Annotated in this window: 12 protein-coding genes; 4 read left to right on the top strand and 8 right to left on the bottom strand. The window is 41.1% G+C overall.

All coding sequences use genetic code 11. The features are described from left to right. Positions 1–49 precede the first annotated feature (49 nt). On the top strand, positions 50–1,339 hold the full coding sequence (locus AC13CC_RS15185; RefSeq protein WP_482877492.1) for a tetratricopeptide repeat protein: 1,290 nt from the start codon (positions 50–52) through the stop codon (positions 1,337–1,339). A gap of 91 nt (positions 1,340–1,430) precedes the next feature. On the opposite strand, the gene AC13CC_RS15190 is transcribed toward AC13CC_RS15185, so the two are convergent. Next, positions 1,431–1,967 (bottom strand): mechanosensitive ion channel family protein, encoded by a 537-nt coding sequence (locus tag AC13CC_RS15190; RefSeq protein WP_326407870.1) that lies wholly within the window; start codon positions 1,965–1,967, stop codon positions 1,431–1,433. Between the two features lie 70 nt (positions 1,968–2,037). On the opposite strand from AC13CC_RS15190, the gene AC13CC_RS15195 reads away from it, so the two are divergent. Further along, entirely contained in the window at positions 2,038–3,018 is a 981-nt protein-coding gene (locus AC13CC_RS15195) for a CorA family divalent cation transporter (RefSeq protein WP_482877494.1), read from the top strand. Here AC13CC_RS15195 and AC13CC_RS15200 read toward each other — a convergent pair. The 6 genes from AC13CC_RS15200 to AC13CC_RS15225 all read right to left on the bottom strand — a co-directional run bounded on the left by AC13CC_RS15200 (position 3,015) and on the right by AC13CC_RS15225 (position 7,998). Beyond that, positions 3,015–3,812, bottom strand: coding sequence for an anti-sigma factor (locus AC13CC_RS15200; RefSeq protein WP_326279666.1), 798 nt, complete (start codon positions 3,810–3,812; stop codon positions 3,015–3,017). The genes AC13CC_RS15195 and AC13CC_RS15200 overlap by 4 nt on opposite strands. A 2-nt stretch (positions 3,813–3,814) precedes the next feature. Beyond that, a complete protein-coding gene (locus tag AC13CC_RS15205) occupies positions 3,815–4,342 on the bottom strand; it encodes an RNA polymerase sigma factor (protein ID WP_163625678.1) in 528 nt (175 codons plus the stop codon). 76 nt (positions 4,343–4,418) lie between these two features. Beyond that, positions 4,419–5,045: a hypothetical protein gene (locus tag AC13CC_RS15210; RefSeq protein ID WP_482877496.1), complete on the bottom strand. Its 627-nt coding sequence runs from the start codon at positions 5,043–5,045 to the stop codon at positions 4,419–4,421. A gap of 105 nt (positions 5,046–5,150) precedes the next feature. After that, a complete protein-coding gene (locus AC13CC_RS15215; protein WP_163625676.1) occupies positions 5,151–5,738 on the bottom strand; it encodes a superoxide dismutase family protein in 588 nt (195 codons plus the stop codon). 64 nt (positions 5,739–5,802) lie between these two features. Continuing rightward, on the bottom strand, positions 5,803–6,495 hold the full coding sequence (locus AC13CC_RS15220) for a DUF2490 domain-containing protein (protein WP_482877497.1): 693 nt from the start codon (positions 6,493–6,495) through the stop codon (positions 5,803–5,805). Between the two features lie 96 nt (positions 6,496–6,591). Beyond that, entirely contained in the window at positions 6,592–7,998 is a 1,407-nt protein-coding gene (locus tag AC13CC_RS15225) for an amidohydrolase family protein (protein ID WP_326279673.1), read from the bottom strand. A 100-nt stretch (positions 7,999–8,098) separates the two neighbouring features. Between AC13CC_RS15225 and AC13CC_RS15230 the strand changes: the two genes are divergently transcribed. Together AC13CC_RS15230 and AC13CC_RS15235 are read left to right on the top strand one after the other, a co-directional pair. Then, positions 8,099–9,349, top strand: a complete 1,251-nt coding sequence (locus tag AC13CC_RS15230) for an MFS transporter (RefSeq protein ID WP_482877498.1) — start codon at positions 8,099–8,101, stop codon at positions 9,347–9,349. Between the two features lie 224 nt (positions 9,350–9,573). Then, positions 9,574–12,957, top strand: a complete 3,384-nt coding sequence (locus AC13CC_RS15235) for a ThuA domain-containing protein (RefSeq protein ID WP_482877499.1) — start codon at positions 9,574–9,576, stop codon at positions 12,955–12,957. Positions 12,958–13,027: 70 nt separating this feature from the next. Here AC13CC_RS15235 and AC13CC_RS15240 read toward each other — a convergent pair whose 3' ends face one another. Continuing rightward, on the bottom strand, positions 13,028–14,641 hold the full coding sequence (locus AC13CC_RS15240; protein ID WP_482877500.1) for a M1 family metallopeptidase: 1,614 nt from the start codon (positions 14,639–14,641) through the stop codon (positions 13,028–13,030). Between the last annotated feature and the right edge of the window lie 134 nt (positions 14,642–14,775).

Raw genomic sequence — 14,775 nt, forward strand, 5'->3', positions numbered from 1 at the left:
GGGGGAAGGAAACTTTCCTTCCCCTTTTTTAATTAAAAACAACAACAAAATGAAAACTACAATACAATATATCTTTTTGCCGCTGGCCCTGTTGTTTTTGGTGTCGTGTCAGCAGGAAGAAACTGAATTCAAAACAAACAGACAGGATTACGATCACTTTTTGGCATCAGAACCTGTAAGGACCACATCCAAATACTTTAAACTTTGGGATAACAAAATCAAATCCGATAGTATACAATTGCTCAGTTTGGGCAATGTAGCTGGAGAATACAGCCGTTTTTTTAAAGGAACGGGTGACATCAAATATTTAAAAGATGCCGAGCAATCCCTTAAAAAAGCCGTGGAAATCGCTGCCGTGGGCAAATCGGGATATTTGCGGGCTCTTGCCAGGAATTATATCTCCCAACACCGTTTTAAAGAAGCACTGCAATTAGCCAAGGAAGCCAGGGTTTTGGGAAGTGGCGTAAACGAAACGCAGAGTTTGTTGTTTGACCTGCACATGGAATTGGGCAATTATGATTTGGCCAACCAATATTTGGATAGTATCCAAAATATGTCCGACTTTGGCTATTTGATCCGTGTTGCAAAATGGAACGATCACAAAGGGGGTTTGGATACGGCCATTCAATTTATGGAAAAGGCCACAGCTAAGGCCGAATTATCAAAAAACAAAGATTTGCTATTGTGGTCCTATACCAATCTTGCCGATTTTTACGGACATGCTGGGCGAATTGAAGATTCTTATAAGCTGTACCTAAGAGCGCTCCGGATAGATTCTCAAAATGCATACGCCAAAAAAGGTATAGCTTGGATAGTATACTCACACGAAAGAAATGGCACCGAGGCCCTCCGGATATTGGACTCCATCATGAAAAAGAACAAATCTCCCGAATATTACCTGTTGAAAGCCGAAGTGGCCTCCTTTTTAAATGATGATATGCTCAAAGTCCAAGCATTGGACAGCTATTATAGGATTGTGGGCAACAACAAAGATTATGGCGATATGTACAATGCCCATAATGTAGATTTTTTATTGAGCATGGATGTGGAACAGAGTGCATTTAAACTGGCACAGAAAGAAGTGAACAACAGACCTACGCCAGAGTCTTATGGATGGTTGGCATATAGCTTACTTTATTTGGGAGAGGAACAAAAAGCCATGGAGGTTATAGAAAAGCACGTAATCGGTGCTACGTATGAGCCGGCCATTCTTCACCAAGCGGCAGAAATCTATAAGGCCAATGGCAAAAAAGAAAAAGTAAGCGAATTAAAACAAGAGCTAATGGGGGCAGTATACGAACTTGGGCCTGTTAAAGAGGTTCAAATAGCTAGTCTTTAACCATCTCTTATAAGAACCTAGGTTGGAGATCGCCATGGTCTCGGCTTGGTTGTTGTTTTTAGGTGCGCCATGGTTGTAAAGCCATGGCGTTTTATTTATCGGCACTTAAGTCGGGTTCCGTTTTTTCCTCTTTTAATATTTCTATTCCTTTTTGAATCACCAAGTTGGTAGGTATTGTTATTTGTTTGCCATCATCAGTGCGCATAAAAAGGTAAAAACCGCTAATATCCTCTACTTTGCCCGTCCAATCAAAATCTTTGTCCATTACGCGGATCCTGTCGCCCAAACGCAATGGATGATTAAAAAACAGTATAACACTGGCCGTTAAGTTGGACAAAATGGACCATTGGGCTACAAACCCAACTCCCAGAATGGCCAGGATGGACGATATAAACACAGAAAAATCTTCCCAGTTTACACCCCAGATCAACGAAATTCCAATGAACGCTACTAGATAATACAGCAAGTTGCTCAAGTAAAAAATAATTTTCCTGCTGTTCATATCAATGGAACTGATTTTGCCAAAACGCCTAATGGCCCTTTTGCTCAACGAATTGAGGGCTATGATGATGGCCAGAAGAACAATAGTGAATAAAATCTCGGATTTAAAGGACATGGGGTCAATCATAATGGTTCTTAGTAAATTTGGATTAACTTATAGTCCTAAACTACGAATAAACCCTTTCACTTTTTAAGCCATGATAACAGAATTTGAAGAAAATTCATGGGTAATAAATTACTCGCCGGATAATTACTACAACCGTAAATTCTCTTTACAGGAAGATATGCAACTTTCCAAAGGAGATAAATCCATTACCTGGGTAAACACTTATGGGTTGGAGTATATGGAGGAGTTTAGACAAATGGTTGGTGGCAATGGCCTGGATGATTTTTTATTACGATTGTTGTTGAACCCAAAAATGGGCAATAAGGTCATAGTATTGGAAGACCAATTGTTTATTGCTGCCCAAATCCTAAAAACCGAAGGGCATGGTATGGAATCCGAACAAATGTATTTTGTGGTGTCCAAGGATTTTAATTGGTGCATACAAGAAAAACGGGGCGACCATTTTGATTGGATTCGCCAACGCATATTCGAAAACAAGGGAATCATCAGAAAAAAACGGGCGGATTACCTCCTTTTCTTTATTCTGGAAACCTTGATAAACAACTATAAGGATAAATATGAGGAAAGTGTGATAATGGAAAACGCATTGGATGCCATTGTAAAACGTGAGCCTACACCGGAATTTATGTTCGAAGTGGAACAAAAAAAGGCTGTCATTCAAGATTTTAAAAAGGCGTCACATGGGCTTAGGGATATTATAATTAAACTAGAAAGGGTGGAGGTAAAAGGATTTCAGACTAAGTATTTTAGTGAACTCAGGGAGCAGATCAATGGATTGATCACCGATATAGATTCCGATATTATGGAATTGGAAAGCCAAATCAACCTTTTTTTCAGTGTGCAAGGACACCGATTGAACGAGGTTATAAAGACCTTGACCATTTTTTCGGTAGTGTTTATCCCACTTACATTTTTGGCCGGTATTTATGGTATGAACTTCGAAAATATGCCCGAGTTAAAATGGCCCTACGGTTATTTTATATTGTTGGGTGTGATGCTTGTTGTTACTATAACCTCCATTATCATTTTTAAACGAAAAAAATGGTTTTAGGAACCAACTGCACCCAAGGTATACAATTGTTCCAGCGTTGGCGTTTCACTACCGCCTTCAGGTTCCAAAGTAATACCAAATGCTTCTGAATCGTTGGCGTTTTCCAAGGTAAAGAGTTTGGTGTCCTGTGATGCAAAATCATCCAGCAACCCAATACTTGTAGGGGTGAGCGGGTCTAATTTCAAGGACCAAACCTGATAGGTGAACCCATCTGGCGGCTCAGGCAGACCTTGCCCATCAATAATCACCTTGTTTTCTTCTTTGTTCCAGTAGGCTTTTGCGTAAGATGATGGGGATACCGTTTGTCCGCCAAGGGCGATCACCGTCACGTTTTTGTCCCTAAGCTGTTGCAATAGGTTTTCCTTAAGGGTTATTTCTTCTTGGGTGTTGGACAGAACGTCCTCCAAGCTTTGTTTTTCCTGATTGGTAAGCTCTATCTCGGATTTGAGTTTGGAATTTTCCGTATACATCCAGAACAAACCAATGGCCAATAGTACCGATGCTGCCCATCCTAAATAACTTCGCCACGGAGTTGCCTTGCTTGAAGTGGTTTGGGGAGTAAATGGAATAACATCGTTTATTTCAGCCTTTACCTTTGCAAACCCATCCTGTGGCATTTTTGGCGAAGCGGCTTCGGTAAGTTCAAGGATAGCTCTTTCAATTGCTTCAATTTCTTTTCTGATCTCAGGGTACTGAATGGCATAATGCTGCACCTCCAAATTTTCTTCGGGGGGCAGTGCTCCAGCAACGTAGAGTTCCAATATTCCAGACGCTATGTATTCTTCTACATCCATGCTTATGCCATATTTTTTCTAATGTTAGAAATACAGCTTCTTATCCTTGTTTTTATGGTACCAATTGGCGTGTTGAGCTCTTTGGCCGCTTCTTTCTGGGTATACCCCTTAAAATAAAGCATATCTATCAATAAAATGCACTTTTCTTTCAACCCTTTTAATAAAGATTGAAGACCGATGGTGTCCATTTTACTGTTTAAATCTTCGCCGTTTTCATAAATACCTACGAGAGAATCAACGGGAAGGTTCTTTTTTTTGTTCTTATGGGCTTTTGAGCGCACTTCATCGATAGCGGCATTCCGTGCAATGTTTAATAACCATGTAAAAAAACGTCCCTTGGAAGCATCGTACTGGTTCGATTTCTCCCAAATCTTCACAAATACATCTTGACAAATTTCTTGGGACCGCTCGGAATCTTTGACAATTACATTGATTGCCCCACATATATTTTCAGCATACATATTGTACAAGGTCTCAAAAGCGACCGTGTCTTTTTGTTGAAATTGCTGTATGAGGTTGTCCAGATTCATCGAAGTTGGTTAAATATATAAAAAAAGAGCTGCTCTTAACAGCCCTCTTCATAAATCTTTGTTGAAAAGCTATTGCTTATTTCTGCTCCAATAAAACAGAACCTTCGATAGCAACATCCTCCCAAGTTTTGCTGACACCATCGGAACCAGTGTGTAATATCTTGCAAGCTTCGTTCAAAGAAGCCAAGGCATCCAAAGCATTCCATTTCTTCAAGTCCACAATCCCCGAGAAATTTACATGGTTGTCATCGGTGATTTCATATTCCACGGGAAGTTCTGCAGATACACCGTTCATCCTCAGGTTCACGGAACACTTGTTGCTTTCATCAAAAGAGAAGGTTCCGTTTATGGATTGTGTTTCTATCATTTTATCAAAAAAGAACTCGATAATTTTGGGATCCCTAACATTGGTGGGGTCATTGGTGAAAAGGCTGCTTACAGGAATTGTAAATTCAAGCCCGTTCAATGTTTCTTCGGGTGTTTCGCCAGAGGTGTAAGTCAATTCAACTTCTTGAAAAGTTCCGCCAACGGGAACTTTATCTGTAGTTTTATAGGCAGTAAACCTAACAGTGGTGGAATCTTCTACAATACTATAGGCCTTGGCAACCGTTTCTTCTGTTTTTTCTTCTTCTTTTTTTGTTTGCTTGCAGCTAAAAACGGCTATCAGTAACAGGCTTAATGCGGCAATTTGAAATTTTTTCATCCCGGTTATTTTAAATTCAGGTCCAAGTTAGACAATATTTAAAGGGCGGTCAACAAAAAAAAGCTGCCCGGTTGGACAGCTTTTTGCATTGTTGTTATTTCAATATTATTGAATGATGCCGGTACAGGCAATTCTTGCTCCTGCGGCACCTGAAGGTTGCGATGTGTAATCATCAACACCTTGGTGAACGATTACCGCTTTTCCCAAAATATCTTTTTTCTCATCGCCGCAACCAATGCACCATTCGTCCGTAGAAAATTCTACGGTGGCGTTCCCATCGACATCAGCGGTAAAATTACCAATATCGCCTTTGTGGTAACCATCTTTCGAACCCCATTTTCCGTGTTCTTCAAAAGTTGGGTTCCAGTGTCCTCCGGTTGATTTTCCATCGGCAGACGAACAATCGGCCTTTTCGTGCAGGTGAATGGCATGCTCACCTTCGTCAAGTCCTAAAAAGGTAGCTCTCATGATCACTTCGCCTTGATCTTGGGTAAAAACGACTTCACCACTTACATTGCTATCGCTTTTTGGTTCCATTTCAAAAGTAATGACCTGTGGGTCGATTTTTTCTGCCACTTGTTCAACGGTTTCCTCAACTTCCTCCGTTGTTTCTTGGGCTTCTTTTTTTGCTTGCTTACAGCTAAAGGCCGTTATAAATAGTAGCGCTAGGACTGTTATTTGTACTTTTTTCATTAAAATTATTGTTTTAAAGATTAGCCTATAAGTTAGGGATAATATGTACTGCTGTCAAACATTTTTAAGGTTTCTTCTTTTTGAAGAGTCCCCTCAAATCTGGATTGTAGAAAACTCCCAACTGTAATCGGTTATAAACGGCATTTGCAAACTGGTTTCTCAGGTACCCCAGCTGCACACTACTGTTCTCCGTAATGTGTATGCCAACAGCTCCGTATAGTCGGTTTTGACCGAATAAATCATCTTGGAGGTTAATAAAAAGCTCATCATAGAAATTCAAGAAAAAAGTATTTGTAAGGGGCAAGGTCATCTGAATACGGTAGCGTGCCCGATGCTGGGTTTCTGTAGTCTCGCCAAAATCCAAGAAACGTTGTTCTAACCTGTAACGGTGCTCAAATAGAAATTCCCAAACTTTATTCTTTAGAATAAACTGCTCAAAAATTCGATGTTCTTTGGAATTGACCTCGCCTTCGAGTTCAAAGAAGGTATTGTCCGTGCCAATATAACCATAACCGGCCGTAGCTATGGCATTTGGATTTATATGATAATTGAGCCCGGTTCGCAGAAGCATTTGGTTAAAGTTGCTGGTGGTTTCGTAAAATCGGAACTGGGCCTCGGTGTGAATACTGAAGCGTTCCGAAACTTTGTTGGTGCCAAAATACATGTACCAGGCACCCATTTCATCCTCCCCGGGTTGTTGGGCATTTACGGTTAATAATCCAAATAAGATAAATAGGGTTGCTAATTTTTTGATCATATAATAGGTTTAAAAAAAATGAAATGCTAAAGATACCAAAATATGAAACGTTGATCTTTAAATAGTGTAAAGGAATTGCGTTAGTTTAAAACGATATTATTCAATTGCAGCACTGTTCAATAATTCTTGTAACTCAATTTTGGAAAATACTTGGGTTCCTTTGATTACTGTAAAAATCTTTTGACTATTTTCAATATCATCCAACGGGTTGGCTTCCAAAATAACCAAGTCTGACACTTTTCCTTTGGAAACAGCTCCATAGTCATCGGTTTTATTTAAAAACTTAGCACCGTTCAAGGTTGAGGTGCGAAGTGCGTTCAATGGCGATACTCCGTTTTCCACCATTACCTGTAATTCTTTGTGCAAAGATATGCCGGGGTATGTGTAGGAGTTAAAAGCACCACTATCCGACCCGGCCAATAGCAGAACCCCAGCATCGTTAAGTGATTTAGCCAATTTACCAAAGAAAGTATCAAGTTTTTTGCGATTTTCCCTAGCTTCTTCAGATGAATTTAATGCTGATCGGATTCTACCTTGATAGGTCTTAATTATTCCCTTGCCCATGTATTTAAGGTATTTGTCCTTGGTATGGTCAACCTCATCCAAATAACTTAATGTTTTTCCAATATGAAGCGTTGGCACCACAAAGACATCGTTTTCTTTTAATTTATTAAAAGTCGCCTGCGCGGTACTATCCGAATAAGCGTCCAAAAGAGCGGGCATGGCGTTCCAAAAGCCCATTTCGCCATTGTTCATTTTTTTGGTAACCTCAAGTTCATTGCCGGCACTCCCCTTCATTATGTAGTAGAGGTGTTCAATGCCATCCATCCCAGCATTAATGGTTTCATCCAAAGTAACAGTAAACGGCATGTGGCCCGATACAGTGAATCCCCTTTTTTTGGCTTCTTCGATAGCTTTTAGGTAGTTTTTAGGAGAAATTCTGCTATCATAAATTTTTACAAAGTCTACGTTCAAGGCTTCAAGGGAATCCAAAGCCTGTACAACAGCTTCTTCCGTTTCAACTTCCAAAGAGCCCGCCCAAGTGGCTTTTGGGCCATCAATTTTAGGTCCTGCAGTAAAAATCGTGGGGCCGGTCAATTCTTCCGAAGCGATTTTGTTTTTCCATTCCATAACAGAATGGGTAAGGTCACCACCTGCATCACGGACCGTGGTAATGCCGTTGGCAATAAATAATTTTAAAAAATTCTTGTTGTTTGCAATCAAAGAGTCCCCGCCACGTAAATGGATATGGTTGTCCCAAAACCCGGGCAGTAGATATTTTCCAGAGGCGTCGATGGTGGAATCAGCTTTAAAATTAATTGAGCCAACTGCTTCGACCGCTTCAATTATACCGTTGGAAATAAAAATGTTCTGGTGTTCAACTTTTCCAGTTTCCAGATGGATGACCTGGGCATTGGTGATTGCCAAATCGAAATGGTTGGTGGTCTCCTTTTTACAGCTTATTATAATAGGTATAAGAGATAAAAAAAGTAGTCGGATCATTTAGGGTCGATTTTAGAAACCTTAAAGATACCCGATTTTTTATTCTTCATGCTTTTGGGTTTTTCCGGTTTTTTTAGTGACTTTTATCCAAATCCTAGTTTTGAACGAAACAAAACCGAGTTGGTTCTATTTATTATTGTTGATTCTTTCGGGAGAGGCCATCTTTATCCTTCCTTTTGTATTGCCGCGCGTTTTTAGACCCACTGTGTTGGATGTTTTGGAGTTGGACAATGTTCAGTTGGGGCTTTGCTTTTCGGTGTACGGTTTGGTGGCGATGGTTTCTTATGTGCTGGGCGGACCTTTGGCAGATAAATATCAAGCCCGAAAATTGATAGCCATTGCCTTATGGATGACTGCTTTGGGTGGCTTTGTGTTTGCTCACTATCCAGCATTTTGGGTACTCCAAATATTATACGGTTGGTGGGGTTTTACCACTATTTTTCTTTTTTGGGCACCCATGATCAAGGCCACAAGAATTTGGGGAGGAACTGATTCCCAAGGAAAAGCCTTTGGCTTTCTCGATGGTGGTCGAGGACTAACAGGCGCCTTGTTCAGTTTGATGGGCGTAGTGGTCTTTTCGTTTTTTTTATCGGATTCTCCCGATCTTGATGACCGCAAAAAAGCGTTCACTTATGTTCTATATACAGCCTCCATCATTATTATTTTGGTAGGGGTATTAGTGTGGTTTTTCATGAAAACCACAGAAAGTGATCAGAAAATCATTCTCGAACGCATTTCTTGGAAAGATATTAAACAAGTGCTTAAATTACCTTCGGTTTGGTTGCTCATGGTAATTATACTGTGTGGTTATGTAGGTTACAAGATTACGGATATCATCTCGCAATATACCGAAGAAGTCATGTTGTACAATCAAGTGGATTCCGCCAAAGTGGGAACCCTGCTACAATTTCTACGTCCTACCATAGGCATTCTTTTTGGTTTGATCGCTGATAGATTGAAAATTACATGGCTGTTAGTGGTAAGCTTTGTTTTGGCATTGATTGGAGGATTGCTCTTTGCCAGTGGCGTGATAGCCCCAACAACCACACTCTTGTTTTTTATATCGGTAGTTGTTATTGCGGCAGGGGTTTATGGCATACGGGCCCTGTATTTTGGAGTAATGCACGTTGGTAAAATACCAATGGCATTAACGGGAACCGCTGTCGGACTCATCTCTTTGATCGGCTATACCCCCGATGTCTTTGCGGGTCCGGCCTACGGTATGCTGCTGGATGCACACCCCGGAGAGGAATTGGGACACCAAAATGTATTCTTGATGTTGAGCGTTTTTGCATTTGTTGGGGGAGTAGCAGCATGGATTTATCACAAAAAGTACGGTAGGGACAAATAATTATGACCATTTATGGAAGTGGTGCCTCAATTTGTAAAAAAGCATGATAGACCGTTTTAAAACAGAGTTATAATATCGTTGAATTACAACGAATCCGTTTATTTTTACAATTTGAGACAATAGAGGCCGGTTTTCAGCAAAATAGTAATTATATTGCCACATAGTTAGCTATTAGCTAATTGCCAAAACTAAACTTTAAGATTTTACAACAATTATTAATGCACATGAAGAATTACATTTTAGGGGCGTTATGCCTACTTTTTGTTCTTGTTGGGTGTGAGAAAAAACGCCAAGGGCCGCCCAAGCTTTTGGTTTTTTCAAAAACAATGGCATTTAAACATGCTTCTATCCCATCAGGAATCGCGGCTCTTGAAAAACTGGGCCAAGAGAACAATTTTGTTGTTGACACTACAACAAACGGCCAATTATTTACCGACGAAAATTTGGCTCAGTATTCCGCAATCGTGTTTTTAAGTACCACAGGAAATGTACTCAATGCACGTGAAGAAGCAGCTTTTGAGCGATACATTCAAGCAGGAGGGGGTTATGTGGGTATTCACGCAGCGGCCGATACCGAGTACGATTGGGGCTGGTACAACAAATTGGTCGGCGCTCAATTCTTGAGCCATCCAGCAGGAACACCGGAGGCGGATTTTATCATAAAAGATAAAAACCATCAATCTACAAAATTTTTTACAGATTCCGTATGGCACCGTAGCGATGAATTGTACAACTACAAAAATATTTACGATGGCATCAATGTTTTGATGACCGTGGACGAGTCCACCTACGAAGGTGGCGAAAACGGGGAGTACCATCCAATGGCCTGGTACCACGAATTTGATGGTGGCCGTGCGTTTTACACTGCAGCAGGACATACGGACGAAAGTTATTCCGAGGAACTCTTTCTAAAACATGTTCTTGGCGGTATTAACTATGCCATCGGTAAAAACCTTGAATTGGATTATGCCAAGGCAACATCCCAAATACCACCCGAGACCGATCGCTTCAGTAAAGTAACATTGTCTACGGGACAATTTTTTGAGCCTACGGAAATGACCGTGCTACCAAACAATGATGTGTTGATTGCACAGCGTAGGGGAGAAGTAATGTTGTATTCCGATGAGACTAAGGAAATTAGCCAAGTTGCCTTTTTGGATGTATACCATAAAACACTGGAAACACCAGGGGTAAATGCTGAACAAGGACTTATGGGACTTCAAAAAGACCCAAATTTTTCGGAAAATAATTGGATTTACCTGTATTATGCCCCATCAGGCGACAATTGGATAAATCGACTTTCGCGTTTTAAGTTTAAGGATGGGAATTTTGATATGGATTCCGAGCAAGTAATTCTTGAGTTGGACAGCCAACGTGAAATATGCTGCCATACAGGAGGATCTATTGCCTTTGGCCCCAATGGACTTCTTTATTTATCTACAGGAGATAACTCTACACCTTTTGATGACAAAGAGGCCAAATATGTAAATAGTGGATATGCACCCTTGAACGATATACCGGGCAAGGAACAATTTGATGCTAGACGTACATCTGCAAACACCAACGATCTTCGTGGTAAAATACTTAGAATTAAAGTCAACGAAGATGGAAGTTATGATATACCCGAGGGTAACCTTTTCCCTGAAGGTACAGAAAAAACACGACCAGAGATTTATACCATGGGACATCGTAACCCATACAGGATTTCTGTTGATTTAAAACGTGGATACTTGTATTGGGGTGATGTGGGACCTGATGCACGAGTTGACAGTCTCGAAACCCGTGGCCCAAGAGGATATGATGAAATGAACCAGGCCCGTGAGCCTGGGAATTACGGTTGGCCCATGTTTATCGGAGATAATTTTGCCTATAGCAAGTATAATTATGAAACTGGGGAATCCGGAAGGTTTTTCGACCCAGAGAAACCAATCAACGATTCCAAGAACAATACAGGTTTGAGAGAGTTGCCTCCTGCCCAACCAGCATATGCATATTATCATTATGGAGAAAGCCAGGATTTCCCCCAAACAGGTTCGGGAGGAAGAAACGCTATGGCAGGACCTACGTATTGGTCAGATTTATACCCTAATGGCGGAGGTTTACCGTCTTATTACGATGGAAAAGTAATCATTTATGATTGGATGAGAGGTTGGATGATGGCCGTTCATCTTTTTGAAGATGGTTCTGTAAACAAAATGGAGCCTTTTGCACCAGACATCGAATTAAGCAATTTGATCGATATGGAAATGAGTCCCGATGGACGCGTTTACCTATTGGAATACGGAAGTGGTTGGTTCTCTGCAAACCCGGACAGTGGTTTGAGCTATATTGAATATAATGGAGGCAACCGAGCCCCTGTAATAGACAATTTTATAGTGGATACCGATTCCGGTTCACTGCCACTTACTGTTACAGCCACTGTTGAAGCCCATGATCGGGAAGGTGATAACATGAGCTATGTTTGGGATTTGGGAGATGGAACTACCCAGGAGACTACAGAACCCACTTTAACGTATACGTACAAAGATGCAGGCTCCTATAAACTTAATGTAACAGCCAAAGATACAGCAGGCGAGGAAGTTTCGAGCCTTGATCAAACTATAGTTGCGGGCAATGAGCGACCTGTAGTTGATATTGAATTGGACCAAGCGAATTCATCATTTTATATACCAGGACAACCAATCGGCTACAAGGTTTCCGTTTCGGATGCGGATAGCGAAGTCGATGAGGATAATGTTTATGTTTCGGTAGAATATCGTTCAGGTATGGATGAGGTCAACATGAATTTGGGCCACCAGCAAGTATCCGGTGCTGTAATGGGCAAAGCGTTAACCCAGAGTTTGGACTGCAAATCATGCCACAAGGAAAAAGAGGCGTCGATTGGACCAAATTATCTTGAAGTTTCGGAGAAGTACAAGGGCGACCGAGGTGCTACCAACTATTTGATGGCTAAAATTATTGGAGGCGGTTCCGGTGTCTGGGGTGAAGTGGTAATGCCTGCCCACCCAAATGTCACTCAAATGGAGGCTAGACAAATTACCCAGTACATTCAGTCCTTGACAGGTGGCGGCAATAAGCAACCATCACTCCCTTTAACTGGTACAGTAACGCCAGAGGCAAAGGAGAAGGGAGAAGTATTTTTACTGACAGCTAGTTACACCGATCAAGGAACAGCGGAAGCGTTGCCATTAACAGGCTCAAAAACGGTTGTTTTGGCCAGTAATACCATGACTTTTCCAGAGGGTACGCCTACGGAGGGTATGCAGGCCATGGCCTTTGGTGGAATGCAGTTGCAACTTTTGAACGCTGCCGAAGGATGGTTGAAAATAGAAAACACAGATTTGACAGGTGTAAGTAGATTGATGGCCATTGTTGGATGGCAAGAACCTCCAAGTATAGGCTACACCATGGAGTTAAGGGCTGGAGCACCTGATGGCGAAGTCCTCGGAACAGGACAACTTAATCCTGATGGTCTCAGTGGCCAAGGAGGAGCTATTGTAATACCCATTGAAAAAACCGATGGAGTACAACCTGAGCTATACCTTACCTACAAAGCTGAAGGTGAGGGGGGAAGCCCTTTTGCACTGACACAGGTACAGTTTAATTAAACAACTGATAAATCAAATAAAAAAGGCTCCGTAATATGCGGAGCCTTTTTGTTTTCAAATGTTTTTCGGACTACATCTTTTTGGTCTCTATATAGAAGTTCTCATCAAAAACTACCTTGCTGCTTCCTTCCAGTTTTTCCATTTTCCGCTCGGCTGTGGGAAACAGCCATTTTTCTTCATCTCCCACGGATATTTTGATGGGCATATCAAAACCTTCTACCACATCAACATAGCGATAGGCAATGGAGCCATCTTCAATTTTATATTCCAAGATAGGAATCATCGTGGTACGTAAATATTGATTGAAGAAAGCGGATAGATCCTTATCCGATTTTTCACTTAAATAATCTTCGATTTGATTGGTGGTTACCGTTTGATGGTAAAAATCTTTATTGAGTCCTCGCAATATTTGACGCCATTTTTCATCATCATCCACCAATTGGCGCAGGGTATGCAATATGTTGGCACCCTTGTAATACATATCCCCCGAACCTTTTTGATTTACTCCGTAGGGGCCAATAATGGGTATGTCGTTTTGGATATTGGTACGAGTTCCGATCACATACTCGGCAGATGCTTTTTTGCCAAAATGATAATCGAGGTACAGATTTTCAGAGTAGGCCGTAAAACCTTCGTGTACCCACATGTCGGCAATATCTTTGTAGGTGATGTTGTTGGCGAACCATTCGTGCCCAGCCTCATGTATAATGATGAAATCGAATTGTAGACCCCAACCGGTGCCCGACAAATCCCGACCCAAATAACCATTTTCATATTTATTGCCATAGGTAACAGAACTTTGGTGTTCCATGCCCAAATAAGGCACTTCAACCAATTTAAAGCCATCTTCGTAAAAAGGGTAGGGGCCAAACCAATGTTCAAAAGCTTGCAACATCATTGGAGTTTGAGCAAATTGTTTTTTGGCTTTTTCCAAGTTTTCGGGCAACACGTAGTAATCCAGTTGCAAAGGACCGTTTTCACCTTCATATTTTTCGCTAAAGTGTGTGTAATTTCCAATGTTAACATTAACACCATAGTTGTTTATGGGGTTTTTTACCACCCAGTTATAGGTTTTAAAATCGCCTTTGTTGGTAACGCTTTCCAATTGTCCGTTGGATACATTCATAAGATGTTTGGGAACGGTGACACTAATGCGCATACTGTCCACTTCGTCGTACATGTGGTCCTTATTGGGCCACCAAACACTGGCGCCCAAACCTTGGCACGATGTCGCAACAAAAGGGTTGCCATTAGCATCTTTTTTCCATGAAAAACCACCGTCCCAAGGAGCTCTTACCGCTTCTCTAGGATGCCCAGAGTATGCTATTTTTAGTTCGTTGAATTCACCGGGAACCTGTTTTTTCTTCAGTTTGATGAAATGAGCGTTTCCTACAGAAGTGTATTTTAATTTTTTACCGTCTTGTGTGATGGACTCAATTTTCATGGGCTCTTGTAGGTCAATTTGAAGTATTTTGGCATCTTCCAAAACCTTGTACCGAACAACGTTGTGCCCCGAAATAAACTTATCGGAGGGTTCCACCTTCACGTTGAGGTGATAGTAGTTCAAATCCCACCATTCCCTTTCTGGAGTTATACTGCCCCTTAAAGTGTCTTGTTTAGTAAAATTTTGCGCAGATGCAATACTCAACCCAAAAACAAAAGCAACAAATAAAGTCTGCTTCATAATTAATATTTGGTAAGTAGTTTAAAATCAGTTAAAAAAAATGTGTTGTGTCTAGGTAACAACCTGTCATTCCGCACCTGGTGCAGAATCCAATCTTATCCTATGAAATACCCTGGGTTCCTGCTTTCCCAGGA

This window comes from Flagellimonas sp. L-11 (assembly GCF_056857735.1).

Bases quoted from the DNA above. Each gene is read 5' to 3' on its own strand.
- AC13CC_RS15200 (WP_326279666.1), bottom strand. From the start codon at position 3,812: ATGGATGTAGAAGAATACATAGCGTCTGGAATATTGGAACTCTACGTT.
- AC13CC_RS15205 (WP_163625678.1), bottom strand. From the start codon at position 4,342: ATGAATCTGGACAACCTCATACAGCAATTTCAACAAAAAGACACGGTC.
- AC13CC_RS15235 (WP_482877499.1), top strand. From the start codon at position 9,574: ATGAAGAATTACATTTTAGGGGCGTTATGCCTACTTTTTGTTCTTGTT.
- AC13CC_RS15215 (WP_163625676.1), bottom strand. From the start codon at position 5,738: ATGAAAAAAGTACAAATAACAGTCCTAGCGCTACTATTTATAACGGCC.
- AC13CC_RS15220 (WP_482877497.1), bottom strand. From the start codon at position 6,495: ATGATCAAAAAATTAGCAACCCTATTTATCTTATTTGGATTATTAACC.
- AC13CC_RS15210 (WP_482877496.1), bottom strand. From the start codon at position 5,045: ATGAAAAAATTTCAAATTGCCGCATTAAGCCTGTTACTGATAGCCGTT.
- AC13CC_RS15185 (WP_482877492.1), top strand. From the start codon at position 50: ATGAAAACTACAATACAATATATCTTTTTGCCGCTGGCCCTGTTGTTT.
- AC13CC_RS15195 (WP_482877494.1), top strand. From the start codon at position 2,038: ATGATAACAGAATTTGAAGAAAATTCATGGGTAATAAATTACTCGCCG.
- AC13CC_RS15240 (WP_482877500.1), bottom strand. From the start codon at position 14,641: ATGAAGCAGACTTTATTTGTTGCTTTTGTTTTTGGGTTGAGTATTGCA.
- AC13CC_RS15190 (WP_326407870.1), bottom strand. From the start codon at position 1,967: ATGATTGACCCCATGTCCTTTAAATCCGAGATTTTATTCACTATTGTT.
- AC13CC_RS15225 (WP_326279673.1), bottom strand. From the start codon at position 7,998: ATGATCCGACTACTTTTTTTATCTCTTATACCTATTATAATAAGCTGT.